Source organism: Marinobacter sp. LQ44 (assembly GCF_001447155.2).
In the GTDB taxonomy this organism is placed as follows: Bacteria; Pseudomonadota; Gammaproteobacteria; order Pseudomonadales; family Oleiphilaceae; genus Marinobacter.
In genome coordinates this window covers 190,401-215,867 of record NZ_CP014754.1, presented here as the reverse complement: position 1 = coordinate 215,867, position 25,467 = coordinate 190,401, and the positions used below count along the sequence as shown (strand labels likewise).

32 protein-coding genes and 1 tRNA gene are annotated in these 25,467 nt (G+C 56.6%); 26 read left to right on the top strand and 7 right to left on the bottom strand.

The genetic code is table 11. The annotated features are described in order from the left end of the window. The first annotated feature begins 2 nt into the window (after nt 1-2). The 7 genes from ASQ50_RS00985 (at nt 3) to ASQ50_RS00955 (ending at nt 6,221) form a co-directional block, all read left to right on the top strand. Entirely contained in the window at nt 3-1,268 is a 1,266-nt protein-coding gene (locus tag ASQ50_RS00985) for an NAD(P)/FAD-dependent oxidoreductase (protein ID WP_058089776.1), read from the top strand. A gap of 2 nt (nt 1,269-1,270) precedes the next feature. Next, nucleotides 1,271-2,170 carry a DUF1365 domain-containing protein gene (locus tag ASQ50_RS00980; protein ID WP_058089775.1) on the top strand — a complete coding sequence of 300 codons (900 nt, stop codon included), beginning with the start codon at nt 1,271-1,273 and terminating at the stop codon, nt 2,168-2,170. Continuing rightward, on the top strand, nt 2,158-3,426 hold the full coding sequence (locus ASQ50_RS00975; RefSeq protein ID WP_058089774.1) for an SAM-dependent methyltransferase: 1,269 nt from the start codon (nt 2,158-2,160) through the stop codon (nt 3,424-3,426). The genes ASQ50_RS00980 and ASQ50_RS00975 overlap by 13 nt, the downstream gene beginning before the upstream one ends. Then, nucleotides 3,423-3,947: a DUF2878 domain-containing protein gene (locus ASQ50_RS00970; RefSeq protein WP_058089773.1), complete on the top strand. Its 525-nt coding sequence runs from the start codon at nt 3,423-3,425 to the stop codon at nt 3,945-3,947. Before ASQ50_RS00975 ends, ASQ50_RS00970 begins: the two co-directional genes overlap by 4 nt. After that, entirely contained in the window at nt 3,944-4,681 is a 738-nt protein-coding gene (locus tag ASQ50_RS00965) for a hypothetical protein (RefSeq protein ID WP_058089772.1), read from the top strand. The genes ASQ50_RS00970 and ASQ50_RS00965 overlap by 4 nt, the downstream gene beginning before the upstream one ends. Nucleotides 4,682-4,760: 79 nt before the next feature. Then, nucleotides 4,761-5,573, top strand: coding sequence for an exodeoxyribonuclease III (xthA, locus tag ASQ50_RS00960; protein WP_058089771.1), 813 nt, complete (start codon nt 4,761-4,763; stop codon nt 5,571-5,573). An 18-nt stretch (nt 5,574-5,591) separates the two neighbouring features. Then, nucleotides 5,592-6,221 (top strand): TetR/AcrR family transcriptional regulator, encoded by a 630-nt coding sequence (locus tag ASQ50_RS00955; RefSeq protein WP_058089770.1) that lies wholly within the window; start codon nt 5,592-5,594, stop codon nt 6,219-6,221. A gap of 3 nt (nt 6,222-6,224) precedes the next feature. Here the strand turns inward: ASQ50_RS00955 and ASQ50_RS00950 are convergent, their stop codons facing one another. Next, entirely contained in the window at nt 6,225-6,644 is a 420-nt protein-coding gene (locus ASQ50_RS00950; RefSeq protein ID WP_058089769.1) for a phasin family protein, read from the bottom strand. Between the two features lie 353 nt (nt 6,645-6,997). On the opposite strand from ASQ50_RS00950, the gene ASQ50_RS00945 reads away from it, so the two are divergent. The 14 genes from ASQ50_RS00945 (at nt 6,998) to ASQ50_RS00880 (ending at nt 19,797) form a co-directional block, all read left to right on the top strand. After that, the gene (locus ASQ50_RS00945; RefSeq protein WP_058089768.1) at nt 6,998-7,435 is read left to right on the top strand and encodes a YeeE/YedE family protein; all 438 of its coding nucleotides are present in this window, start codon (nt 6,998-7,000) and stop codon (nt 7,433-7,435) included. A gap of 4 nt (nt 7,436-7,439) precedes the next feature. Continuing rightward, nucleotides 7,440-7,877, top strand: a complete 438-nt coding sequence (locus ASQ50_RS00940; RefSeq protein ID WP_058089767.1) for a YeeE/YedE family protein — start codon at nt 7,440-7,442, stop codon at nt 7,875-7,877. A gap of 90 nt (nt 7,878-7,967) precedes the next feature. Next, a complete protein-coding gene (locus ASQ50_RS00935; RefSeq protein ID WP_058089766.1) occupies nt 7,968-8,396 on the top strand; it encodes a TIGR01244 family sulfur transferase in 429 nt (142 codons plus the stop codon). 23 nt (nt 8,397-8,419) lie between these two features. Next, on the top strand, nt 8,420-9,532 hold the full coding sequence (gene hemH, locus ASQ50_RS00930) for a ferrochelatase (RefSeq protein WP_058089765.1): 1,113 nt from the start codon (nt 8,420-8,422) through the stop codon (nt 9,530-9,532). Between the two features lie 15 nt (nt 9,533-9,547). Beyond that, nucleotides 9,548-10,288, top strand: a complete 741-nt coding sequence (locus ASQ50_RS00925; RefSeq protein WP_058089764.1) for a 5-oxoprolinase subunit PxpA — start codon at nt 9,548-9,550, stop codon at nt 10,286-10,288. Continuing rightward, nucleotides 10,285-10,968, top strand: a complete 684-nt coding sequence (pxpB, locus tag ASQ50_RS00920) for a 5-oxoprolinase subunit PxpB (RefSeq protein ID WP_058089763.1) — start codon at nt 10,285-10,287, stop codon at nt 10,966-10,968. The genes ASQ50_RS00925 and pxpB overlap by 4 nt, the downstream gene beginning before the upstream one ends. Continuing rightward, nucleotides 10,965-11,918 (top strand): biotin-dependent carboxyltransferase family protein, encoded by a 954-nt coding sequence (locus ASQ50_RS00915; protein WP_058089762.1) that lies wholly within the window; start codon nt 10,965-10,967, stop codon nt 11,916-11,918. Before pxpB ends, ASQ50_RS00915 begins: the two co-directional genes overlap by 4 nt. Before the next feature lie 543 nt (nt 11,919-12,461). Continuing rightward, on the top strand, nt 12,462-13,760 hold the full coding sequence (locus ASQ50_RS00910) for a tyrosine-type recombinase/integrase (RefSeq protein WP_058089761.1): 1,299 nt from the start codon (nt 12,462-12,464) through the stop codon (nt 13,758-13,760). A gap of 262 nt (nt 13,761-14,022) precedes the next feature. Further along, nucleotides 14,023-14,208, top strand: coding sequence for a helix-turn-helix transcriptional regulator (locus ASQ50_RS00905; protein ID WP_058089760.1), 186 nt, complete (start codon nt 14,023-14,025; stop codon nt 14,206-14,208). Next, the gene (locus ASQ50_RS00900) at nt 14,205-14,405 is read left to right on the top strand and encodes a hypothetical protein (protein WP_058089759.1); all 201 of its coding nucleotides are present in this window, start codon (nt 14,205-14,207) and stop codon (nt 14,403-14,405) included. Before ASQ50_RS00905 ends, ASQ50_RS00900 begins: the two co-directional genes overlap by 4 nt. Before the next feature lie 95 nt (nt 14,406-14,500). Continuing rightward, entirely contained in the window at nt 14,501-16,846 is a 2,346-nt protein-coding gene (locus tag ASQ50_RS20720; protein ID WP_197492713.1) for a DUF3987 domain-containing protein, read from the top strand. A 424-nt stretch (nt 16,847-17,270) separates the two neighbouring features. After that, a complete protein-coding gene (locus ASQ50_RS00890) occupies nt 17,271-17,678 on the top strand; it encodes a hypothetical protein (protein ID WP_058089757.1) in 408 nt (135 codons plus the stop codon). Continuing rightward, nucleotides 17,665-19,104: a phage terminase large subunit gene (locus tag ASQ50_RS00885; RefSeq protein ID WP_058089756.1), complete on the top strand. Its 1,440-nt coding sequence runs from the start codon at nt 17,665-17,667 to the stop codon at nt 19,102-19,104. Before ASQ50_RS00890 ends, ASQ50_RS00885 begins: the two co-directional genes overlap by 14 nt. A gap of 12 nt (nt 19,105-19,116) precedes the next feature. Continuing rightward, nucleotides 19,117-19,797, top strand: a complete 681-nt coding sequence (locus tag ASQ50_RS00880) for a hypothetical protein (RefSeq protein ID WP_058089755.1) — start codon at nt 19,117-19,119, stop codon at nt 19,795-19,797. A gap of 1 nt (nt 19,798) precedes the next feature. Here ASQ50_RS00880 and ASQ50_RS20910 read toward each other — a convergent pair whose 3' ends face one another. From ASQ50_RS20910 to ASQ50_RS00865, 3 genes are all read right to left on the bottom strand, one after another. Then, nucleotides 19,799-20,020, bottom strand: coding sequence for a hypothetical protein (locus tag ASQ50_RS20910; RefSeq protein WP_156509966.1), 222 nt, complete (start codon nt 20,018-20,020; stop codon nt 19,799-19,801). Nucleotides 20,021-20,143: 123 nt separating this feature from the next. Continuing rightward, nucleotides 20,144-20,341 (bottom strand): hypothetical protein, encoded by a 198-nt coding sequence (locus ASQ50_RS00870; RefSeq protein ID WP_058089753.1) that lies wholly within the window; start codon nt 20,339-20,341, stop codon nt 20,144-20,146. Between the two features lie 129 nt (nt 20,342-20,470). After that, nucleotides 20,471-20,561: transfer RNA gene (locus ASQ50_RS00865), tRNA-Ser, on the bottom strand. 259 nt (nt 20,562-20,820) lie between these two features. Between ASQ50_RS00865 and ASQ50_RS00860 the strand changes: the two genes are divergently transcribed. The 5 genes from ASQ50_RS00860 (at nt 20,821) to ASQ50_RS00840 (ending at nt 23,012) form a co-directional block, all read left to right on the top strand. Beyond that, nucleotides 20,821-21,522 (top strand): Bax inhibitor-1/YccA family protein, encoded by a 702-nt coding sequence (locus tag ASQ50_RS00860; protein ID WP_058089752.1) that lies wholly within the window; start codon nt 20,821-20,823, stop codon nt 21,520-21,522. Between the two features lie 101 nt (nt 21,523-21,623). Further along, entirely contained in the window at nt 21,624-22,034 is a 411-nt protein-coding gene (gene tusD, locus ASQ50_RS00855) for a sulfurtransferase complex subunit TusD (RefSeq protein ID WP_058089751.1), read from the top strand. Nucleotide 22,035: 1 nt separating this feature from the next. Then, a complete protein-coding gene (locus ASQ50_RS00850) occupies nt 22,036-22,386 on the top strand; it encodes a DsrE family protein (protein WP_058089750.1) in 351 nt (116 codons plus the stop codon). Between the two features lie 10 nt (nt 22,387-22,396). After that, nucleotides 22,397-22,687, top strand: coding sequence for a sulfurtransferase complex subunit TusB (tusB, locus tag ASQ50_RS00845; RefSeq protein WP_068351318.1), 291 nt, complete (start codon nt 22,397-22,399; stop codon nt 22,685-22,687). 4 nt (nt 22,688-22,691) lie between these two features. Then, complete coding sequence (locus ASQ50_RS00840; protein ID WP_058089748.1) at nt 22,692-23,012, top strand: TusE/DsrC/DsvC family sulfur relay protein; 321 nt, start codon at nt 22,692-22,694, stop codon at nt 23,010-23,012. Here the strand turns inward: ASQ50_RS00840 and ASQ50_RS00835 are convergent, their stop codons facing one another. The 3 genes from ASQ50_RS00835 to nfuA form a co-directional block, all read right to left on the bottom strand. Continuing rightward, nucleotides 23,013-23,381, bottom strand: coding sequence for a hypothetical protein (locus tag ASQ50_RS00835; protein ID WP_058089747.1), 369 nt, complete (start codon nt 23,379-23,381; stop codon nt 23,013-23,015). It lies immediately after the preceding gene. A 15-nt stretch (nt 23,382-23,396) separates the two neighbouring features. Beyond that, entirely contained in the window at nt 23,397-24,611 is a 1,215-nt protein-coding gene (locus ASQ50_RS00830) for a DUF445 domain-containing protein (RefSeq protein WP_197492712.1), read from the bottom strand. 207 nt (nt 24,612-24,818) lie between these two features. Then, nucleotides 24,819-25,406 carry a Fe-S biogenesis protein NfuA gene (gene nfuA, locus ASQ50_RS00825; protein ID WP_058089746.1) on the bottom strand — a complete coding sequence of 196 codons (588 nt, stop codon included), beginning with the start codon at nt 25,404-25,406 and terminating at the stop codon, nt 24,819-24,821. Nucleotides 25,407-25,467 lie beyond the last annotated feature (61 nt).

The window sequence follows — 25,467 nt, the reverse complement described above, 5'->3', positions numbered from 1 at the left end:
GCATGAACCCGAATGGTCAGCGTATTGCTGTGATTGGTGCCGGCGTATCCGGCTTGACGGCGGCCTGGCTGCTCAGTGAGAAACACGATGTTCAACTGTTTGAAGCTGGCGATTATGCGGGTGGCCACACCAACACCGAACAGGTAGAAGCAGGCGGGCGTGTCTGGCCCGTGAACACCGGGTTCATTGTGTTCAATGACTGGACCTACCCGAATTTTATCAAGCTGATGGACCGCCTGGATGTACAGTCAGAAGTCAGTAACATGAGTTTCAGTGTGGACTGCCACGTTTCTGGCCTGCAGTACAACGGCACAAGCCTCAACACGCTGTTTGCCCAGCGCAGGAACCTTCTTAACCTGAACTTTCTGAAGATGATCCGGGAAATCCTCCGGTTCAACAAGGAAACTCGCGCCGATCTCGCTGCCGGCCAGATTCCAGACGGTGAAACCCTCGGCGAATACCTGAACCGTAACCGCTACAGCCGTTATTTCCGTAACAACTACATTGTTCCCATGGGGGCTGCCATCTGGTCGGCACCTGAAATCGTGCTAGAGCAGTTCCCGATCCGGTTCTTCCTGCAGTTCTTCAATAACCACGGCATGCTGTCGGTAGACGACCGCCCAACCTGGCGGGTGATTTCCGGCGGATCCGCCACCTACGTGGACAAGATGATGGCGCGGCTGGGCGATCGCACCCACCTGAACAGCCCGGTAACGGCCATCGCCCGGGACGAGGACGGCGTTACCATCGTGGTGAACGGCCAGCAGCACCGGTTTGACCAGGTTGTCCTGGCCTGCCACAGCAATCAGGCGTTGGCGATGCTGAACGATCCGACCGACCAGGAGCGGGACATCCTTGGTGCCATCGGCTATCAGAAGAACGACGTGGTGCTGCATACCGATGCCAGTGTTTTGCCTTCCACTCGACTGGCCTGGGCTGCCTGGAATTATATGATTCCCGAACACATCACTCAGCCGGTGTCGGTTACCTACAACATGAATACCCTGCAGAACTTCGACGATGCGCCTGAAACCTTCTGCGTTACGCTTAATCGAAGCCATGACATCGACCCTGCCAAGGTAATAAAGCGCTTTGAGTACGACCATCCGGTTTTCACCCTTGAAGCTGTGGCCGCCCAGGAGCGCTACGACGAGATCGGCAACCGGAACCGGACCCACTACTGTGGTGCCTACTGGTTTAATGGCTTCCATGAAGACGGCGTACGCAGCGCATTGCGCGTTACCCAGGCATTTGGCGTGGAGCTCTGATTATGGCCAGCCAGTGGCTAGAAGGCACTATAAGACATCGGCGTAAGATTCCGGTTTTACACGAGTTTAAGTACAAGATTGGCATGCTGGCATTAGACCTGGACGACTGGGCGACCATCACTACATTGAGTCCGTTTTTTTCTCTGGAGCGGTTTAACTGGATGTCTCTTTACCGGCGGGACTACCTGAACCCGGAAGTGCCCAGCCTGCGCCAAGCAGTGTTCAACCAGGTGAAAAGCGCCACTGGCTGGGCACCCGACGGCCCCATCGAGCTGATCACTCACCCCCGATACCTGGGCTACATCTTCAACCCGGTGAGCTTCTACCTTTGCTACAACCGGGGCGAAAGTTCCCAAAACGGCGACGTTCCCCGGGTGATTCTTGCGCAGATCACCAACACACCCTGGAAGCAGCACCACGTTTACTGCCTTGAATGCCGCAAACCCGGAGCCGCCCCGGCAGATGCGTGGCACACCGAACGCTTCGCCTTCAGCAAGCGCTTCCACGTGTCTCCGTTCAACGGCATGGATCAGCAGTACCAGTGGCTGTTCAGTTTCAGGGGGCCGGAGCTACGTATTCACATGAACGTGCAACAGGGCCAGGAAAAACATTTTGATGCCACCCTGGTAGTCCAACGCAGCCCGTTTGATCGTAAAACATTGCACAGAAGCCTGAGGCGTTTTCCCGTGGAAACCCTCAAAGGCACCGCCGGCATTTACTGGAATGCCCTGAAGCTGAAGCTCAAGGGCGCGCCTTTCTACACCCACCCGGACAAGCTGGACAAAACGGACAGCCAATATCGCAAAGGTGTGGAAGATAAAGGTACGCAGATCACGTTAACGCCGGCACCTACGCACTCGGATTCGGATATTGCAGGAAGGGTAAGCTCATGGAGAATCTGAATACATCGGTTGACAGCCAGCGCACCGGCCTCACGCCGCTGGTGAGCCGGATTGCCAAACAGCTTGTCTGCCAACAGCTGTCTCGACTCAGCCATGGCAAGTTGGTGGTCAAAGAGCAAGGGGTTGAGGATCTGGTCTATGGCGACGGCGACCCTCAGTATCCGGTGGCGGAGCTGGTCATCCATGATCACACTACCTGGCGTGATCTGGTTACTGGTGGCAGCGTTGGCGCCGCCGAGTCCTTTGTTGCAGGCGACTGGAGCTCTCCGGACTTGACCGCCCTCCTGCGTTTTTTCAGCAGGAACCTCGACACCATGAACGCCTTTGAAGACAAGTTCAGCTGGGTAAGCAAACCGACTTTGAAAGCGCTTCATTGGCTGAATCGCAACACTCCAGCCGGTTCGCGCAAGAACATCAGTGCCCACTACGATCTGGACAACGACCTGTTCCAGCTCTTCCTCGACCCGACCATGATGTATTCCTCAGCCATCTATCCGAGCTCTGATTCGACCCTCGAAGATGCTGCGGTCTACAAACTGGACACCATCTGCAAGAAGCTGGACCTTCAGCCAGAAGACCGGGTGATCGAAATTGGCACCGGCTGGGGCGGTTTTGCCATTCACGCCGCCAAGCACTATGGCTGTCATGTAACCACTACCACCATCTCCCGGGAGCAACTGGAGCTGGCCAAAGAGCGGGTGAAAGCCGAAGGCCTGGAAGACCGTATCACCCTGCTGTTTGATGACTACCGTGACCTGACCGGGCAATTCGACAAACTGGTGTCGATCGAAATGATTGAGGCCGTTGGGCCGCAGTTCCTGGATAGCTACCTGACCCAGATCAGCGCGTTGCTCAAGCCAGACGGCCTTGCCCTGGTGCAGGCCATCAATATGCCGGAGCAGCGTTACGAAAGGGCGCTGAAGAACGTCGACTTCATTCAACGGTATATTTTCCCGGGCAGCTTCATCCCCTCATTCGGAGCCATTATCACGTCCATGCGCCGGGGGTCCGACCTGGTGCTGACCCACTCAGAAGACTTCGGTTTCCATTACGCCCGCACCCTGCGCGACTGGTGTGACCGTTTCATGGCACACCGGAACATCCTGCTTGAACGGGGTTATGACGAGGCCTTCCAGCGTCTATGGCACTTCTACTTTGCCTACTGCGAGGCTGGCTTCAGCGAGCGGGCCATTGGAGTGGCCCACCTGGTGCTGGCCAAGCCCGCCAACAAGCGCGCCAACATACTCAGTTTATGATTGCCTCAGACACCACCCGCAATATCCTGAACTTCGTTCTGTTCCAGGCCGGCTGGCTGATGTGCGTTGTGTTTCCTGGCCTGGCCGCCGCCGGGCTGGTGCTGTTGTTTCTGATAGTGCATTTTGCGCTGGTCAGCCAGAGGCGGTTTACCGAGCTCCAGTTCATCGGGTTCGGAGTGGTGCTTGGCAGCCTGATGGACACTCTCTGGTTCCGAACCGGAGTGCTGGGTATCAGCGGTGCAGACAATGTGCTGGTTGCCCCCCCCTGGCTTGTCGCAATCTGGGCTATCTTTATGACCACCCTTTGCCATTCTCTGGGCTGGATCGCACAGCGGAAATGGCTGCCCTTTGTGTTCGCACCCGTTGGCGGGCCCTTCGCCTACTGGTCCGCCAGCAAGCTTGGCGTTGTCACCTTACCAAACCCCAGCGTTTCTCTGGCCGCCATGGCGTTGGGGTGGTTCCTGTTATTCCCGTTGCTGCTGTATGTTAGGAAGACCCTGTATTCGGAGTTGCAGCCATGATCCGCTCACTCATTGCCTTCAGCGCCCTGACCACGTTGGCCCTGCCCGTTAACGCCAATCAGTTTGTGTTCACCGGCACCGCCAAGAATAGCGGAGGCACGCTGTTGTACCAGGAAGCCCATCGGGTTGATGGACATTGTGCGGAAGGCGTCTTCGAACCCCAAAGCCACTCCGTGAACTACCGAAAGCAACCAGGCAAGGACCCATTCGCAACCAAACAGATGCGCTATGAGGACTCTGCGCTCCGCCCGAGCGTGGATTTTCAGCAACCCGACTTCAACGAGATGCTAAAAATCACCTATCCAGAGCCAGACCGCCTGTCCATCCAATGGCAGACCCCGGCCGGCGAGGTTGAGAGGTACGGGGTAAGCTTCGATGACCGGTTAGTAGTGGATGCCGGTTTTGATCATCTGGTCCGCGCCAACTGGGGCAAAGTTACCCGGGGAGAGTCGGTGGAGTTTCGCTTCCTGGGCCCTACTCGGGGCGAGCATTATGGCTTTGTACTGGAACCCACCAGCAATAACCAACTTAACTCCGATGTTGTTCTTCGTATTCGCCCCACCAGCCTGGTGCTCCGGTTCCTGGTTGACCCGATTGTCCTCGGCTACAACAACGAAGGCGCACTGTCCGAATATCTTGGCCTGACCAACATTCGTGAAAACGCAGATGCCAATTTCACGGCGCACATTCACTACGAGGTGGAACAGTATCCGGATTGTGAACTGACACCCTGAACCCGGCCCGGCCGCCAAACAGATAACCGGCCACTGTGTGGTAAACTCACGGGCAAAACGTACCGGAGACTCCACCCCCATGATGTTTGTGTCGTTTAACGTCAACAGTATCCGCACCCGTCTGCACCAGCTTGAAGCCGTGATAGAGCAACTTAACCCGGATATCATCGGGCTTCAGGAAACCAAGGTCACCGACAACGAATTCCCGGTAGATGCCATCCGCGAGCTTGGCTACCACGTTCACTTCCATGGCCAGAAAACCCATTATGGTGTCGCCTTGCTCTCCCGGGCCGAGCCCGAGTCGGTCCAGAAGGGATACAGCACCGATGACGACGATGCCCAGCGCCGCCTTATAACCGGTCGTTTTACCGTGAACGGAGAGCCGCTCACAGTGATCAACGGCTATTTTCCCCAGGGCGAGAGCCGGGATCATCCGGTAAAATTCCCCGCCAAGCAGAAGTTTTACCAAGACTTGATGGCCTATCTGGACCACTTGAAAAGCCAACCCGGCCATGTGATTGTCATGGGCGACATGAACATATCCCCCACCGACAAAGACATCGGCATTGGACCGGATAACGCCAAGCGCTGGCTGCGCACCGGGAAATGCAGCTTTTTGCCAGAGGAACGCGAATGGCTTGCCCAGGTTGAGAGCCGGGGCTTTACCGACGTCTTCCGGCACCTGCACCCGGACGAGGCCAATACCTTCAGCTGGTTTGACTACCGCAGCAAGGGCTTTGAACGGGAACCGAAACGGGGCCTGCGCATTGACCTGATTATGGCCAGCGACAGCCTGCTGCCCAAAGCCACAGAAGCCGGTGTATCTTATGACGTACGAGGTATGGAACGGCCCTCAGACCACTGTCCGGTATGGGCGCGGTTTGACCTCTGAGGAATTGATTCGGCGCTTATGAAAAAAATCAAAACCAGGGACCGGATTCTCGGCACCAGCCTGGCGTTGTTCAACAGCCTGGGCGAGCCCAATGTCACTACCCTGCTGATCTCCGATGAGCTGGACATCAGTCCGGGCAACCTCTATTACCACTTCAAAAGTAAAAGCGACATTGTCGACGAGCTGTTCCAGAGCTTTGAAGCGGAAATGGTGGATTTGCTCGGAGTGCCGGACGACGCCGATATTTCACTCGACCAGTTCAGCTTTTTCCTGCATTTGCTGTTCGAGGCTGTTGCCCGCTACCGTTTTCTGTACCAGGACCTGGTAAACGTACTGTCCCGCTACAGCCAGCTGCAAGTGCGGTTTAAACGGATTCTGGCGAAGAAGAAAAATGCTTTTCGGGTTCTGTGCCAGAGCTTTCAAAGCCAGGGGGTAATGAGCATCGGTGAGGACGAGCTGCTCTCACTGTGCGAACAGCTCACCCTGACGGCCTGCTATTGGAGCAGCTTTGACACGCTGTCCCATCTGGATGACCGGGAATCGGTAGATCCTGGTAAGGGGGTGTATCAAATGCTGCACCTGATTCTCCCGTACCTGGCGGAACAGGAGCAGCAAGAGATTCAGCTGACCAGCCACAGCTACCTTTGAGGGTTATTCTTCTTCATCCGAGACTGGTGAATCGCCCCGCAATCTGGCCAATTCGCTTTCCAGGGCTTGTATTCTGCGCTCCATGGCCTCGATTTCCTCCCGCCGGTGGATACCAAGGCGCCGCAACGCACCAGATACGCGCTGGTCAAACATGTGCTCAAGCTTATCCCAGGTTCCGGTCGCCTTTTCCTTGACCTCGCCAACGCGACCTTCCACCGTCTTGATCTGCTTTTCCACCACACCCCGGGTTCTGGTCTCCAGTTGTTCGCCTTCCTGAACCAGGCGCTCGAAAAACTTGCCCGCGTCTTCCTCTGCCTTGGTGTACGCACCCAGGCCCGCGAGCCAGATCTGGCGGGCGGAATCCTTTATCTTGTCCGCCAGCTGCGGATCATTTTCCGGGTTTTTATCGTCGTGGTCTGACATGAATACCTCTTGGCAACAAAGCGGGAACGGTCAAGTTCCCATTGTATTACAGCCATCCGGGGATTTCAGTGGTCATCGGCACCTCCCTGAAACCCGCATAACAAAGGGGCGCAGTATAAACACTCAAGGCATATGAAAAAATGTTTTCAAACGAAAGCCACTCTCACTTGAACTGCTCACATCATGGTCAATACTTCCCGTTACCGGCATCCCAGTTGATGTCGGTTTGTCTGGAAGTCTTTCATGGATACTACTCGCACGCCTCTGCCCGGCATTCCTTGCCGGGCTTTTTTTCTGGTATTATCGCCCATACTTATAAGCTTATTCCTCAAAGCAAAACCTGGAGCACGTAAATGATTGAGATTGCCTGGAGCCAGTTTACCCCTGGCACTGCACTGACTGGCGGTATTCTGATTGGGCTGGCCGCCGCCAGCTTCCTGCTTCTGAACGGCCGCATTGCCGGCATCAGCGGCATACTCGGCGGTTTGCTTACCCCCACCAGAAGCGACATTCTGTGGCGAATTGCCTTTCTTGCCGGGCTGATTGGGGCGCCAGCGCTTTGGACACTGGCAGGCCAGTTACCACCTATCGAAATCAACGCCGGTTACCCTGCCCTGATTGTCGCCGGCCTGCTGGTGGGCATTGGAACACGCTATGCGTCCGGCTGTACCAGCGGTCATGGGGTTTGCGGTTTGTCCCGGCTGTCTGTTCGTTCCCTGGTGGCCACCCTCAGTTTTATGGGCATGGGGTTCGTGACCGTTTATGTTATCCGTCACCTGATTGGAGCCTGAAGCTATGAAATATCATATTGCTTCCCTGTTTGCCGGCCTGATTTTTGGTCTTGGTCTGATTGTTTCCGGTATGGCCAACCCGGAAAAAGTCCTCGGATTTCTGGATATCGCCGGCGCCTGGGACCCCTCCCTGGCCTTTGTCATGGGCGGTGCGGTTATTGTTGGGCTGGTAGCCTTCACCATCGCCCGCAGACGCACATTGTCATTCCTGGGCTTCAACATAAAGCTCCCCACCAACACCCAGATCGATAAACGGCTGATCGTCGGTAGTATGATGTTTGGGGTCGGCTGGGGTATTGCCGGGTTCTGCCCGGGGCCGGCTTTGGTTGCCTTTGGTGCTGGGGAAATCAAAGGTGTGGTCTTTGTTGCATCGATGGTCACAGGTATGATTCTGTTTGAAATTGCTGAGCGTATACGGGCATCATCCGGTCATAACGCCTAACCCCTGAGCGACACGACCCGATCAAAGCATTGTGCCGGGCCCCCAGGGGCCCGTCGTTAAATTCCCGGCCATCAACCATTGGAGCCCTAAGTGGATATCAGAAAGATTGATGAAACCCTATCGGTAGCCCCCCAGATTTCGGTTCAGGATGTTGCCGAAATTGCCAGGCTCGGCTTCCGGACCCTGGTTGCAAATCGCCCTGACCGTGAAGAGCCCGGCCAACCCGCCATGGCAGACATCGAAGCGGCGGCGCAGGAACATGGCCTGGAGTGGGTATTTCTTCCGGTGGAGTCTGGCAATATCACCGATCAAGACGTTGACCGGTTTGCGCCGATGATCCGGAATGCCGAGAAACCCGTACTGGCCTTCTGTCGGTCTGGAACCCGCTGTACCGTGCTGTGGGCCCTCAGTGCCGCACGGGAAACCCAGCCGGAGGAGATTCTGTCCAAAGCTCATCGCGCCGGATATGACATCACGGGCCTTATACCGCGACTGGCACAGCAGGCTGGCAAGCATTAACCCACCACCATCGGATAGCATCAATGCCATATAAAGGGACGGATCAGTTCAGCCATAACGAGCCTGAACGCCTGGGGGTACTTGTGACCAACCTTGGCACACCAGACGCTCCCACCACACCAGCACTGAGAAAGTATCTTGCCGAATTCCTGTGGGACCCAAGGGTGGTAGAAGTACCCCGCCCCATCTGGTGGTTGATCCTCCATGGCATCATCCTGAGAATACGGCCAAGGAAGAGCGCCCAGGCCTATGCCAGTGTCTGGCAACCAGAGGGCTCTCCCCTGCTGATACACACGGCCAAACAGGCGGAAGGCATTCGGGAAGCGCTGAAGAAAAAGTATGGCAGCAACGTGGTGGTGGGTTTTGCCATGCGCTACGGCAACCCGTCAATTTCCCGGGTATTGGAAGACATGCAGCAACAAGGTGTTCGCAAGCTGCTTGTCCTGCCGCTGTACCCCCAGTATTCGGCATCCACCACGGCGTCTACCTTTGATGCCATCTCCGCGGACTTTACCCGCCGCCGCTGGCTGCCGGATTTCCGGTTTGTGTCTCACTATCACGACTACCCACCCTACATTGAGGCCATGGCACGCCATATTGAGGCGCACTGGGCCAATCATGGCCGGCATAAAAAACTCATCCTGTCGTACCATGGCGTCCCCCTGAAATACCTGCTCAAGGGCGATCCTTATCACTGTAAATGCCATAAAACCTCGCGCTTGCTGGCCGAACGGCTTGGCCTTGGCCAGGACGACTACCTGACGACCTTCCAATCGCGCTTTGGGCGGGAAGAATGGCTGCAGCCCTACACCGACGAAACCCTTAAATCCCTACCGGAAAAAGGTGTAAAATCTGTAGATGTCTTCTGCCCGGGGTTCTCTTCGGACTGTCTCGAAACCATCGAGGAGATCAACGAAGAGAACCGGGAATACTTCATGGAGTCCGGCGGTGAAGGCTTTGGCTACATCCCTTGCCTGAACGCCACACCCGGCCATATCGACGCATTGGTGCAACTGGTGGAAGACAACCTGAAAGGGTGGGCCGTGCCTGACAACAGCCCGAACAATCTGGCTGCCAGGCAGAAATGCGCAGAAGCCTGGAAACAGGCGACGTTTCCCGGCCGGACGGATATCTGAGACGACCGGTACGCTATGAAACTGAATTGCGATCTCGGCGAGAGTTACGGCGCCTGGCAGATGGGTCAGGACGATCTGGTCATGCCCCTGATCGACATGGCTAATGTGGCCTGCGGGTTCCACGCCGCAGACCCCATGGTCATCCGCAACACGCTGGCGCTGGCATCGCGTTACCATGTGGAGATTGGCGCTCACCCTTCGTACCACGACCTCAGCGGATTTGGCCGGCGGTCTATCCGCCACACCCCGGAAGAAATCGAAGCCCTTTTGCTGTATCAGTTGGGCGCCCTGGAGGGCATGTGTCGTAAAGAAGGTTTAAGCCTGAGTTACGTGAAGCCCCACGGCGCCTTGAACAACGACATGATGCGGGACCCAACCCTGTTGCACGCGGTCATGGTTGCCACCCGAACCTTCCGGCAGGATCTGCCCCTGATGATTCCGGTCACCCGGAAATACCGGGAGCATCAACAAATGGCCGTCGATGTCGGCGTTCCCCTGCTGCTGGAAGCCTTTGCCGATCGAGCCTACGACGACGAAGGCCAACTGGTGTCCAGACGCCAGGCTGGGGCGGTGCATGAAGACCCTGAAATCATTGTGCGCCAGGCCCGGTACTTTGCCGAAAAAGGTGGCGTATTCAGTGCCACCGGTAACTGGCTTGAACTTCCTGCAGACAGCCTGTGCGTTCATGGCGACAACGACGCCGCGCTTGAGGCGATCAAGTCTATTCGCAAGGCTCTTGGCAAACCCGGGCAATGATTGAAGCGGTTTCGGAAGATACCATCCTGATCACCCTGGCCGAGGCCATCGAGGAAAGCCTGCCTGCCCGCATCGCCGGACTCGCCGACAACATTCGCAGTGCCGGTTCCCCCTGGTTAGTCGATATAGTTCCCTCATATACAACGCTGATGGTGGTCTACGATCCATTGAAGATCGACTTTCGGCAGGCTGTGTCTGAGCTAAGGCCTCTGGTTACCTTCGAAGGCACCCTCCAGCCCGCACCGGATTTGGAGAACCGACTGGTTGAGCTGCCGGTATACTACAGCACCGAGACCGGGCCTGACCTGCAATGGCTGGCCTCAGAGTGCGGCCTGGAGTGCGAGGACATCATCCGCAAACACAGCGCCGTTGAGTACCGGGTCCATGCCCTTGGGTTTGCTCCCGGATTTGCCTTTATGGGGCAAGTGGACCCCACCATCGCCGCGCCCCGAAAGGCCAGTCCCCGAAAACGGGTGCCCGCTGGCAGTGTTGGCATAGCCAACCGGCAGACCGCCGTATACCCGCAGGCGTCCCCTGGCGGCTGGCAATTGATTGGCCGGTGCCCGACTCCCTTGTTCGACCAAAACAGCCTGTCGCTGCTCAGGGTCGGCGACCGGGTGAGATTCAAAGCCATAAGCCGGGAGGCGTTTCTGGCCGCGGGCGGGGAGCTGACCCCATGAGCTTTCTGGAAGTCGTCCGCCCCGGCGTACAAAGCACCATTCAAGACAGCGGTCGCCGGGGTTATCGCCACCATGGGCTGGCGGCAGGCGGCGCGCTGGACCTGATCAGCTATACCTGGGCCAACAAGCTGCTGGACAACCCTCGCAATGCGGCCTGTCTGGAGATCGTGATGGGAGGCTTCCATGGGATTGCCCGAGGCTCGCTTCAAATTGCCATCACCGGTGCCGCAACCTGCGTAACGATAAACGGACACCCCGTTGAACAATGGCAAACCCTGAACCTGAATGACGGCGAAGAGCTGGCGATTGATCATTCAAAGCACCATCGGCTTGTCTACCTGGCCATGGCGGGTGGGCTGGATTCGCCGGAGCAATTCGGGAGCCGTTCGGTGGTTGTCCGGGAAAAGCTCGAGGGCCTGGTTCCGGTAAAGGCGGGAGACCGATTGATACCGTTGCAGCCGGAGCGGCAAGTGCCAGAGCGGAAAGTACCAGATCAACACCGCCCGGACCTTGATGGAGAGGCGGTTATCCGGCTGATTCCGGGCTATCAATACCCTCAGTTTCAGCGAGCGGATATCATCCGGCTAATAACCAGCCGCTATACTGTTGGTGACCAATCCGACCGCATGGGCTTTCGGCTCCCGGGAACACCCCTGAGCGCCCCGCCACCCGGAATTATTTCCGAAGGCATCGCCCTGGGGGCCGTCCAGATTCCCGGTGATGGACAACCTATTGTCTTGCTGAACGATTGCCAGACCATTGGTGGCTACCCGAAGCCCGGCGTCGTTCCCACCATGGATTGCGGCCTTCTGGCCCAACAACTGCCGGGTGCCAGGGTCCGGTTTGAATTGTGTGACCTGGCTACGGCGCAGAATCAGCGTCGCCTTTTTGAGCTTCATTACCAGAACACTCGCTGGTGTCGGAGCGGCCGGGCACTTGAGTGGCTCTGATGCCACCGGCATGGCCCAGGTCGGGAATCGTTTGACAAAAGGTGCACTCCTCAGTATCCACTGCAGCCCCGCCGGTTTCCACGTAACGCACCCGATGGCTAGGGCTCCCACGATTGGCAGAGACGGCATAGCGCCGGTTCTTACGATCCTGCTTGGCTTCCGGAATCTGGTTCTGATCCATAGAGGCACCTGCTGACAACGGGCATTTGGTTTAAAACCAGTGTACTGGATTCAGAAAGAAGATGAGTACGCAGGAAGTTACGTAGGCAGTGGAACGTAGCGATTGGGGAGTATCAAGACTGGTGTCAGGGAGAAGAATGGCGGTGGGCCAGACCTTACAAAGCACCTATAAGCACCTGTTTTAATTGACCTTTTTTATCGTAACTCGCTGATCTTAAAATAAACTCCCCTCCCCCTTGTAACATGTTGTCGCATGTTTTAGTCTCCAATGATGTTATTTTGGATAGGTAGGAAGTCAGGTATTGATCCGCTGAATATGGCGGTGAAACCGGGATTCTACCCCCGCACTGGAGACGATGAGCCATGCCAAAGAAAGCCCGCGAATTGAGCGCCACGGAAGTCAGACGACTGACCCATGCCGTCAGCCAGGACGGGAAACCCTATAACGGATTGCACCCCGTTGGCGGTGTGGCTGGCCTGCTGCTGCAAGTAACCCCCAGTGGTGCAAAGTCCTGGATCTACCGGACACGCATTGCAGGCAAGCGCCGTAATATCGGCTTAGGTGCCTTTCCTGATGTAACGCTTGCTCAAGCCCGTGAGAAGGCCAGAGAGACACGGGACAAGATCACGGCAGGTATCGACCCGGTAGAAGAAAAGCAGGCCGCTAGACGAGCCCTCAAGGCCGCCAGACTGAGTACAGTTACCTTTGCCGATGCCATGGACGAATACATAGAAATGAAGGCTCAGGAGTTCAAGAACCCGCGCCAGCGTCAGCAATGGGAAAACAGCCTCAATACCTACGCCGTGCCCCACCTTGGCACTATCCCTGTGCGGGAAATATCGCTGCCCCATATCAAGGCCGTACTTGATCCGATCTGGCAGGAAAAAACAGAAACCGCCAACCGTGTCCGGGCACGGATTGAAAACATACTAGGCTGGTGCGCTGTCCACGGCTACCGCTCCAATGAGAACCCGGCCAAGTGGCAAGGCTACTTAGACGAGGTTTACCCCTCCCCGGAGAAGATCAAGAAAAAGAGCCATTACACCGCGCTACCCGTGGATCAGATGCCCGACTTTATGAAGGCATTGAAGAAACGCACCGGCACCGCCGCCCGTGCCCTGGAGTTCCTTATTCTGACCGCCGCCCGTACCAATGAGGTAATAGGCGATAAACGGATTAAAAAGGCTGGCGTAACCTGGCAGGAAATCGACCTCAATCGGAAGGTTTGGACGGTGCCCGCTGACCGCATGAAATCAGGCAAGGAACACCGCGTCCCGCTCACTAATGCGGCCATGGATCTGCTCAAGGGTATGGAGCAAGGCAAGCCGGACGACCTGATATTCCCAGGCCCAAAGGGTGATATTCCGTCTAATAACTTCCTGTCCGCGCTGCTCAAGCGTATGGATCAGCCGGTTACGGCTCACGGTTTCCGCTCCACCTTCAAGGATTGGGCACGGGAACACACGGCATACGCTGACGAGGTGTCAGAACTTGCCCTTGCACACGTTAACAGCGATGCCACCCGCGCCGCTTATGCCCGGTCTGAATTGATCGACAAGCGCCGGTTACTGATGGCGGATTGGGAGCAGTATTGCTACCACGGCAAGGCCAAAAAGGAGGAAGGCGGCAAGGTGGTGGCGATAGGACAAAAAGGAGGTTGACGCATTCAATAACAATGCGTTACATTGCAATAAGTAGCGGTTTTTCGCTACTAAACAGAATTGCAGCTTGAGTGAGATAAGCTCCACTTTCTACCACTGGCGGGGCCAACGGTAGGAGGTCCGGCGGGGCCGGTGTCAGCGACAGAGAGCCTGGGTAACTCGTAAAAGTGGCGGGGCCACTGGCGATGCGGAAATCAATCTTGATTTTGCAGCCAGTGACACGCCATTTTTTTATGCGTCATTGGTTGCCGGAGATTCCGACATGACCAATGGTAAGCAATACCTTTCAGACAAAGACCTCGCCACTCGCTATTCAGTCCACCGCGCCACCCCTTGGCGCTGGGTACAATCCGGCAACTTCCCTGCCCCTATCAAGATCAATAACAGCACCCGCTGGCGGCTCTCCGATATTGAGGCATGGGAAGCAAAGCAGGAGGTGTCCGCATGACTATTCCCGGCACCTTCTACAACCATGGCACCAAAGACGAGCTATTTACCATTCACCGCGCTGCACGGCTGGTGGGGCTCCCTGTCCATGAGATCACAACCGCAATCAGTAACGGCACCTTGGCAGTGCATGAGGTTTCCGGCTGCAAGTGCGTGAAGCTGGCGGATCTTGTGGCGTATGTGAAGGGGGGCGCGTAATGGTGGAGCTACAGAAACGAACAACCCCCGACAGCGGGCAACTGAACGGGGGCGAAGGCGCTAATCAGAGCGGGCAAGCTCAAACCGAGTATAGCATGACTGTTCAAAAACCGAACAGCCGCCCTTATGCCAGACATATACCCGGCCTGGAGGAAATCCCGCCGGAGCTCTCAGAGCTTCCCATCTGGTGCGCCTGGAAGTTGAAACAGAAACCCGGCAAGAAGCCGGACAAGGTGCCCGTTTCACCCGTTGACGGTTCTGAACGATGGAGTCAGGAAGGGTTCTGTACGACCGCTGAACGCGCTATTCACTACGCCGAATCAAAACCCATGCTTCAAGGCGTAGGCATCATCCTGTATCGGGAATACGGGCTTGCCGGTGGTGATACCGACGATTGCATAAACGAGGCTGGCGAAGTAGCGCCACACGTTGTCGAAATTCTCCAGAGAGCGGATACCTACACGGAGTTCAGCCCCGGCCTTTCTGGGTTTCGATTTATTGCCCGTGGCACCTTTGGCGGGCACACCGGAAACAGTAAAGCCAAAGGAGTGGAGTTCTACGAGGACAAGCGCTTTCTAACCTTCACCGGGCACCACCTGGAGGAAAGCCCGTTCGCTATCGAGGACAGGGATTTAACCGAACTGGGGCGCGAGTATTTCCCTGACAAGAAAGCGCCGGACAGCACGCCAGAGAGCGCCACACAGGGCGACAGGATGGACAGCATGCGGGTTCTGTCCCTTGTGACTCAGATCCGCAACGATGGCGAAGGCGTGGACTATGACACCTGGCAGAAAGTCGGGGCCGCTATCGAGTACGAACTAGGCCCGCACGGGTTTGCGGTATTCGACCTATGGAGCCGCCGTTCTGACAAGTACGACAAGGAAAAGACACGCGCCGCCTATCAGTCGTTTGGCCATTACACCGGCAAGCCCGCAACCGGCGGGAGCCTTCATTACATCGTGGAGCAACAGGAGAAGGCCGCCCCGGCAATCGACTGGCCACCGCTGGTGGATCTCGACACGGCAGCCCCCGTGCCCTTGCCCGTTAACGAGTGGCCGCCGATTCTCAGGAATTACGCTCAAGCCGCGAGCCGTGAGACTGAAACCCCGGTGGAACTGCCCGCCATGCTGGCGTTAGGTGTCCTGGCAGTGGCAGGCCAACGGCTTGCAGACGTGAATATCAAGCCGGGTTATTTTGAGCCCATTAACTTGATGATCGCCACGGCTTTGCCGCCCGCCCTTCGGAAATCCGCCGAGTTCAAGCGGGCCGTGAAACCATTGCTGCAATGGGAAAGCGAGAATCGCAAACGCCTGGAGCCGGAGATCAAAAAGGCAGAAAGCCGCCTGTCCATGCAAAAGGAGCGGATCAAGCAACAGCGCCAGATGGCCGCCAAGGAAAAGGACGAGCACAAAGCCGCCAGCCTGATGGACAAGGTAATAGAAATGGAGGCCGAATTACCGGAGGTGCCGCGGCTGCCTCGCGTGTATACGTCAGACGTGACCACCGAACACCTTGGCACGATGATGGAACACAACAACGGGGAGCTGGGCTTACTCAGTGCCGAGGGTGGCATTTTTGAGACGATGGCGGGCCGGTATAACCAAGGTGTGCCGAATATCGACCTGTACCTTAACGGCCATGCTGGCGACCCTGTGAGGATCGACAGAGGCAGTAAGCCCGCCGTCATCCTGGACAATCCCCGGTTAACGATTGCGCTGGCGGTACAGCCTGACGTACTGCATAGCCTAAGCACAAAGCCGGGGTTCAAAGGCCGTGGCCTGCTGGGCCGGTTCTTGTATGCCCTCCCCCCGTCCAACCTGGGCACACGAAGCGGACAGGGGGAGCGTATGGACGCGTTTACGGAACAGAGCTTTTACGAAACGGTGAAAGCCTTGCTTTCGGCTGGTGAGGGCAAGGAGGAACGGGACATTATCAAGCTGTCCGACGAGGCTCGCGAGATCTGGCAACAATGCTGGCAGGACGTAGAGGCGGAGATGGGCGAAAACGGCTTGTTTGAGCATTGCCGAGACTGGGCAGGCAAGTTGCCCGGAGCAGTGGCACGGATTGCCGCCCTGTTCCATATCGCCCGGCATGGTCAGGACTACAAGGCCAGCGCCGTCAGTGCCGATGATATGGGCGCAGCGGTTCGCACTGGTGAAGCCCTCGCAAGCCATGCCCTTGCAGTATATGGCCTGATGGCGGCAGACCCGGACACGGAAGCCGCAAAGGTTCTTATCAAGTGGATCAAGCGCCACGGCTTGCAGGAGTTTACCGCCCGCGATGCCTTCCAGAATCACAAAAGCCGCTTTGATAGGGCCGACGCACTGGAGCAGCCGTTACAGATCCTTTCGGAACGCGGATATATCAGGCCGGTTGAAAACAAGCCGCAAGGGCCAGGAAGGCCAAGCAAAGCCTATCAGGTTAACCCCGCAATCCTTTAACCATAACCAACCCGCAGACCCGGCCTTGTGTCGGGTTTTGTGGTTTTTGGGGTAGCAGATTGGAGAAATCGAGAAGGGTAAACAGAACGCCCTATATTTTGGGGTTTCTGGGGTTTAATCCCTATAGGCATTTTAGAGTGTACTTTCTTTCTTTTTTTATAGGTTCGTCGTTTTCTATGTCTGGAGTTTTGAACCTCAAAAACCCCGGAATGATGTTTCAGTGGATTGTAGGGCCGAAATTCTGCAAAGCCTGCAAGCAAAATCCATCCAGCTCTGGACTTGTCGGTTAACTACACCGCCAACCCCTTAGTATTTTCAGTTATCGGTCGGTTACCATTCTTTCTACCTATCCAAATACCTACCAACTCATGCCAGTTTGTGAGACAATAACGGTCAATAAGTAGCCACTTATCGAGGCGTAACCATGGCCAGACCGTTTGAAAAGCTCCCGGCTGGAGCAAAGAACCACCTGGAGGCAATGGCTGCTAATGGCCTGCTCTCCGAATCCGCCGCCGCAACGGCACTCGGGATGCCGCTTGACCAGTTACGCAAGGTCATCACCGAACACAAGCCTTCTAAAGAGATCTGGGAGAACGCACTCGCCGTTGAACGGGATCAACTGCTGTCCGCACTTTATGCCCGCGCCATGGAGGGTGACACAAAGGCAAACCAGACCCTGCTGGCAGTCCGGCACGGCATGAGCGAGAAGCAGCCCAGGGGCTCGTCAGAGCGTGTCAGTGTGGTATTCAACCTACCCGCCGCCCTTGATCCAGCCGAGTACATGAAGGCTGTCAGAGTCGAACAGGAGAAGCTGACGAATGGCAGCGAGTAACCAGCGACCTGACCAGCTCAGTCAGTGGCAATCCCAGGCGATGGGCGTGCCGGAATCCTTTGATCTGTTCTTAGGTGGTGGCCGTGGTGGCGGTAAGTCTCACCTGCTGGCGGCAATCTTTCTGCGTCACTGTGAACAGCATGGAGAGCAGGCCCGCTGTCTGGTGGTGCGCAAGTCGTTTCCTGGCTTGCAGGATCTGGAGGCCGAGTTCCGCTCTTTCTTCACTGGGGTGTACGGCGATGGCTTGCGGTTTGATGCCCAGAAGCACCGCTTCAAGTTCCCCAACGGGGCGACCATCCAGCTTGACCAGATGGAGCGGGAAGCAGACTTCCAGAAGTATCAGGGCAAGTCCTTCTCCCATATCGCCGTCGACGAGGCAGGCCAATACAACAGTCCCATCCTGGTTGACCGTCTCCGCTCCTCCCTGCGTGCCCCTGCTGGCGTCCCTGTCCGCTTTATCCTGCTGGCCAACCCCGGCGGCACGGGCCATTCGTGGCTAGTGCGCAGACACGCCCTCAAAACGCCCTGGAAGCCGTACACCGACGAGGCCACCGGCTTTGACTTCGTGACCATTGCAAGCACCTACCGGGACAATGAGTTCATCGACCGCGACCGCTACGCCAAGAACCTGATGGCGTCATGTGCCACTGACCCCGAGTTGGGCAAGGCATGGCTTGATGGTGACTGGTCAATCCTGCGTGGTGCGTACTTCTCCAACGTCATTGAAGAACACCGCGTCATGGTGGAGCCGTGGGCCTACCTCCCCGGCAGAGATCAATCAGAGATCCCGAGCAATGCGAAAGGCTACCGGGGCACCGCTGGCCAGATCCGCGACAAGTGGAGCGTCTTCCTGTCCCACGATTTCGGGGTAGCCGCGCCGTCTGTCACGTATCTGTGCGTTAAAAGTCCTGGCGGTGAAGGCCCGGACGGATATTTCTACCCGCGTGGCTCGATCATCCTGGTGGACGAGGAAACCACCACACACCCAGACGACTTGAATGCCGGTATGGGGCTCACCGTCCCAGATCAGGCCGACCGCATTAAGGCAATGTGCCATCGGTGGGGCGTCCCTGCTGACGGCGTGGCGGATGACGCCATTTTCAACCGTACGGGCTCAGAGAGCGGAAGCATTGCAGAGGAATTTCGCAGAACCGGGGTAAATTTCCGCCGTGCCGGGAAAGGCAGTCGCCTTGCAGGCTGGCAGAAGATGCGCCGACTACTGGCGGACGCTGGAAAGCCAGATATGCCTGGCCTGTATGTGTCCCGCAATTGTTCCATCTGGTGGCAGACCGTCCCGAGCTTGCCGCGAGACCCCAGAAATCCGGAGGACGTAGACAGCTCTGCTGCTGACCATGCCGCCGATTCATGCCGCTACGCACTAACCGAACACGAATACCCGCAAATCACAGTGCATTTCAGCCATTGAGGAGATAGCCCCATGCGCTACAGCAAAATCATTGAACAGCACGTTAAACGCCTGACCGAACGAGCCAACGACAAGCCCAGCCCGTTTCTGGATGAGATCCGGCGGATTCACCGGGGCGTGGAGTCTCTGGAAACCCTGTCCGCTAACCGTGACCCGATGGTAACGGAGGAGGCACACACCGCGAGAATTGCCCGCTCTGCTGACCGGCTGAAGAACGAATCAACCCGCGCCCATGATCGGCTATCGAATGCCCTTCTGTCTCGACTGGGTGAGCTGAACAACCGGATTAAAGAAAAGTCCGGGCTTGTCTGCCGTGCGGAATATGCCGCCGAGATTCGGCACGCCATGCGCCTACTTCCGGAAAAGGAACGGTTTGCAGCGTTCAATCAGGCGCTAAAAGATGGCGACGGTGAATTGATTGCAGCGGTCGCAGAGGCACCGTCTATGCTGTCCGGTATTCCGAAAGACATGGCCGCTCGCCAAGCCGAAGCCCTGGAGAAACAGAAAGCCGGGGATCTGGTGGAGGAACGCCAGGCAATCAACGAAAGCTATGATGAAGCCGTTGCCGCTTTGCGATCCGTCAATAGCGCCGTCGATAAGGGCTTTGACCCAGCGAGGCTAAAAGAGATCCGCGAAGCTGAACAGCGTCACGCCGAGGCCGCGCAAGGCTTCGACCGTGCCTTTGACGCATGAGTTAGATGGCGCCCTTTCGGGGGCGCTGGATAACCAGCCCGAGCGCAAGTTGTGGGGCGCTGTGGTGGCCGCTCTGATTGAGGATGCGCAAGCGTATTGGCTCCAGAAGGCTCACCGTGGAGCAGGCCCCAACAGCGTCACGATGGAACGGGCGTTTGATGATGTATGCAAGGTTGGCCCAATGATGCGCCGGTGTTGCGGGATGTGTGGCCTTGATCCGCATTGGCTATCGGAGGGGTTTATCCGGTGGTGTGAGTCTATGGCCTGAAGCCGGTGGCATAATTCGACGAGCTATCGAGTTGCCGGTGGATGGCCGCCCTATTCATCCGATGATGGGATGATCAGCTCATTGCTCGAGCTGGCGGATTTCCTCGAGAGTTTCGCTTAGTTGCTTTTCCATACTTTCGACAAGCCGTTTTGAAAGCGTGGCGTTTGAGTGGCCCTTGTACTTGCCAGAGTTCCACGCATCCGCTTCACCCCTCGCAGTAAAAAGATCCCGCTCCAACTTATCGGCCTTTGCCTGCAACTCTTCAAGACGGCTCATATACACCTCACTACCTCGGTTGCTCAAATTGTAGCCGAAATGAGCAAATATTCACCATTTCTGCGTTGATAGGTAGGAGGTAGGGTAAAATATTTTCTGGGAGGTAACCACTTGATTTATATAGAAAAATGGCGGTGGGCCAGGGATTCGAACCCCGGGACGGCTATTAACCGTCGGCGGTTTTCAAGACCGCTGCATTCAGCCACTCTGCCAGCCCACCGTCTTACCGAAAAAACACCGGAAGGTGCCTTTTCGTTGCTGCCGTTGCGACAGCGGGTGGAATGATACCGGATTTGCCATTACTGTCAACGCCTTGAAGAAAAAACGTTGGAAATTCCACTGGTTCTGGTCACAGCGCGAGCAACATTACGCCAGTTTAATGGAATCCATTAGGGCATTTTCTGTCGTAAATGATTGAAAGTTGCGGATTCGACATTATCATGGGACTCAGTATCCAGTTGCAATAAACGGAGATGACAATGGAAGACAGACGTTTCGGCGTTCAGAACAACCAGGCTGCCTACCCGCAGTCCGGTCAAGCCACAGGCGTAACAGCGGGCATTGATGAAGATGCGCTGAAGGTACTGCGCAACACCTACATGCTGCTGGGCATGACCCTGGCCTTCTCGGCCCTGACTGCGTTCCTGAACATGAACGGCACGCATCCGGGCTTCCTGATCACCATCGTTGGCTATATTGGCCTGCTGTTCGCAACCTATAAGCTCAAGAACAGCCCCTGGGGTATTGTAACCACTTTCGCCCTGACCGGCTTCATGGGGTACACCCTGGGCCCGATCATCGGCGCGTTCGTGGCCGCGGGTGCCTCTCAGATTGTCGCCCAGGCACTGACCCTGACCGCCGTTGCCTTTGTTGGCCTGTCAGCCACCGCGCTGATCACCAAGAAAGACTTCAGCTTCATGTCCAGCTTCCTGACGGCCGGTGCGTTCGTGCTGATCGGTGCCATGCTGCTGGCCTTCTTCATGCAGAGCTCTGCCCTGCACCTGGCGGTATCTGCTGGCTTCACCATTTTCGCTTCCATCATGATCCTGTTTGAAACCAGCCGGATCATCAAAGGTGGTGAGCGTAACTACGTGATCGCAACCGTTGGTCTGTACGTGGCCATCTACAACCTGTTTGTCAGCCTGCTGCACCTGCTGGCGGCATTCAGCGGCGACGATTGATTCGCCAAAGCAAAGCGTTAAACAGGAACCCCGGCCTTTGCCGGGGTTCTTGCTTTCGGTAAACTGAAACCCGATCCATTCCTGACCGGTGACCTATTGTCATGTCTCCTGGCCTTTCCTACACCCTGGTTATTACCGGCGCTCCCTGGTCCAGCCAGGCACCACAGACAGCACTGGCATTCGCACAGGCGCTGATTGCAGCCGGCCACCACATAGACCGGGTGTTTCTTTATGGCGAGGGCGTGCACCTTGCATCAGCCCTGAGTACACCACCCTCCGATGAACCCGACTGGCCCGGCCAGTGGGCAGATTTCCTTGCCGAAAGCCAGACGCCAGGCGTCGCCTGCATTGCCTCGGCATTGCGCCGGGGAATCGTCGACCAGGGCGAACAAGCAAGGTATGAACTCAGCGCCAACAACCTTCGCCAGCCGTACCAGATAGCGGGCTTGGGCGAATGGGTGGACGGCAACCTGAAGTCTGACCGCGTGATCTATTTCCATGGGAGCCAGTAACGTGACCACATTGATAGTGATTGATCAGGCTCCGTATGGCTCCTGGACCGGTCGCGAAGCGCTGGATATGGCGTTTTCCCTGGCAGCCTTCGATCAACCGGCGACATTGCTCTTTATCGGCACCGGTGTTAACTGGCTGCGCAAATCCCAGGCTGCCGGAGGCATCGGCCAGAAAACGGTCGAAAAGAACCTTGCCGCCGCACCGGTGTTTGGAGTCGAACAGATTCTCGCGGAACAATCCGCCTGCGAGCGTTTTCGGCTTGGTGAGGAAGACAGGCTGAGTGGCGTGGTACTGATTCCATCGGTCAGAGACGCCCTTGATCGCTTTGAACACATCGTTTTTGCAGGCTGAGGACCACGAAATGACACAGGAACAAACGTTGCAGCCGACACTTCATATCCTGAACAAATCACCCGGTCACCCAAGGTTCGTAACCTGTCTGGCAACCCTTCACGAGGGAGACACGCTGGCACTGGCGGAAAATGCGGTACTGGCAGTAACAGACAGCATCACTAGCCTGCCCCGGAACTGTGTTGCCATTGGCGCAGACCTTGAGGCCAGAGGCCTGGCAGGCACCCCCAAGGTACAAATCATCAGCTACGGGGAGCTGGTGCGCCTGACCGCCGAACATTCACGCACCGTGAGCTGGTAATACAATGACAACTTTGCCGTTGCGCAATAACGAGGGTTTTCTGGAAGACGCGGATAGCTGGACCCCTGAGGTAGCGGAAGAAATTGCCGCGGAGGACAGCATACAGCTAAATGAAAATCACTGGGAGATCATAGATTTCCTGAGGGAATTCTACAAACAACATGAAATGTCTCCACCGTCAAACCGGTTATTTGTGAAGGCGGTGAAAGAAGCGTTCGGGGACGACAAGGGCAACAGTATCTACCTGATGCAGTTGTTCCCAGGCACACCCGCCAAAACCGCCTGCCGGATTGCCGGGCTACCCAGGCCAACCAACTGCCTTTGATCAGCGATCGCCCTGCCCGGGTGGCCGGCTACCGCTGCTGGATTGGGATTTCTGCATTTCGGCAGTCGAGCCCAGAAAGCTGCTGAGCCCGTTCTCGAACAGATTGGAGCCAAACTTCAGGAATTGCTTGGTCGACTCCTTGGTCGCGCCTTCCCATGCATTTTGCGGGAGCTGCCGGACGGCATCGGCGACGCCTTTATTGACGCCCTTGGCCACCTTGGGCTCGATCTGGTCAGCGGCTTCCACTAACTCCCGCATGCGTTCAGCCAGCCAGGGCCGAACCACGAGGTACCAGAACGCAAACAGAACCGCTGCCACCGTACCGGCGGTCAACAGCACCTGAACAATCATCAAAGCCCACACAGACATTATCTGCCTCCCTTGTTAGCCACCCAGTGGCGGCATCGGCAGCTGATTCATCGCGATAAACTGAATCAGGCCCGCCACTGCGCCGAACAAACCTCCAACAAACATAAGCTGGAGCTCCTCTTCTCTGAACGCCGGCCGCAATATGTCCTGGAACTCCTCCGGACGGAGCGATTTCATCTGGCCCGCCAGCACACCTGCCACGATGGGCGCCCGCTCCCTGTTAAAGGCGGGGTCGTTGAACACATCCCGGGTGGCAATCACCGCCTTCTGGTTCATCACCCGCTTGAGGTCAGTGTAGCCGGTCATACCAACCGTCACCTGTGCCGCCAGCTTCATAACCATGGAGTTATCCAGCATCGGCCGCAGGTGTTTCTGGATAATGGCTCGGGTTCTCGCTCCATGCTGGCCGTTGATCATGGCGTCTGCCACCTTCTCAACGGTGATCAGTTCCTCGGCCACCAGACGTGCCCAGGTATCACTGATCTGCTCCTGACGGCGTAGAAACAACCCCTGAATCCGCCAAAACAGAACCCGGCGAGGGCGAAGCGGTGCAAAAATCAGATTAATGGCGATCCAGTTGGTGATAAAGCCTACGGCAAAACCACCGACCGGCAGCAACCATGGCTCCGGATAGGCCAGCCACAGCGGCGCCAGGATAGCACCCAGCAAACCGCCAATGATGGCGCCACGGTTAATGACCGATTGCAATTCAACGGAACCGGCTTCCCGGAAGATGCGATTCATCAGATCAGGATGATTCTGCAGTTCACGGCTGAGCAGTGCTTTGAGATCCACCAGCTCATTCAGGTCGTCACCGAAATCCTCAACCAGCTCTTCAATCCTGTCCGGCAGCTGCTGCCTGGCCCACTGGTAGATTCTGGCGCGAACAAACAGTGGCAGGTTATCCCACAACACCGGCTGCACTTCGTACATAACTTCGTCGATGTATTCATCCATCCGCGGTGAAACCTGGGCCACCACCTGCTGAACAATGCGCTGGGGCTCCAGCTTCTGATAGACGGTATTCAGATCACCAAACTGCTGCAGCGTCCGGTCGATACAGATGTGCGCCATCTTCTCGGCTTTACGGGGGATAACACCCTGCCAACCAATAACGCCAATGCCGATAAAGCGCACCGGGTGGAATGACATCTGTATCGCAAGCCAGTTGGTAAACCAGCCGACGACAGCAGCCATCACAGGTACGGATAAGAGAGCAAGGTCGAGCAAGTGTTACCCCGGTTTCAAGTCTGGCGGCGATGGAGCCGCTGATATCACTGTTCTTTATGGCACGGTACAGCAACCGTGCACGGTTCTGTTAGTCAACAGGATGATGGAGTATTGCAGATATCAGGACATTGGCCGTGTAGCCACGAAAGACAGGCGTCTGCGGCAGCCGCCGAAGTGAACGGCGGCTTGGCAGAGGTAATGCAGAAATTACTGATAGTAGGCGTTTTCAGTGTTCGAGTGGTCGGTCACATCACGAACCGCAGTGATCTCCGGAACCCGCTCCTTGAGGGTTTTCTCAACACCCTGCTTAAGGGTCAGACTGACGGCGGAACAGCCCTGGCACCCGCCACCGAAACGCAGCACTGCCACCGACTCCTCAACGATCTCAACCAGCGATACATCACCTCCGTGGGCCGCCAGATTGGGGTTGATCTCAGACGCCAGCACGTAGTTCACCCGCTCAGGAAGGGGCGCATCATCAGACACCTGAGGCACTTTGGCGTTCGGCGCCTTGATGGTCAACTGGCCGCCCATCTGGTCTTTGGAGTAGTCCACGTAGGCGTCTTCCAGAAAAGGTACCGAGTTATGGTCCAGGAACAGGGTGAATTTCTGCAGATCAACCTGCTCGTCTGTAGGGACGACTTCGTTTGGCGGGCAATAGGCCAGACAGGTCTCGGCATTGCGGGTACCCGGCTGGGTGACGAAAATACGAACGCCCATACCCTCGACATCCTGCTTTTCAATCAGTTGCGCAAGATAGTCCCTTGCGGAATCAGTGACAGTTACCAAAGCCATGCTTCCTACCTGTTTTCAAATGTAGTCTCTATTTTAGGAGAGTTCGCAGGAACTTAAAAGA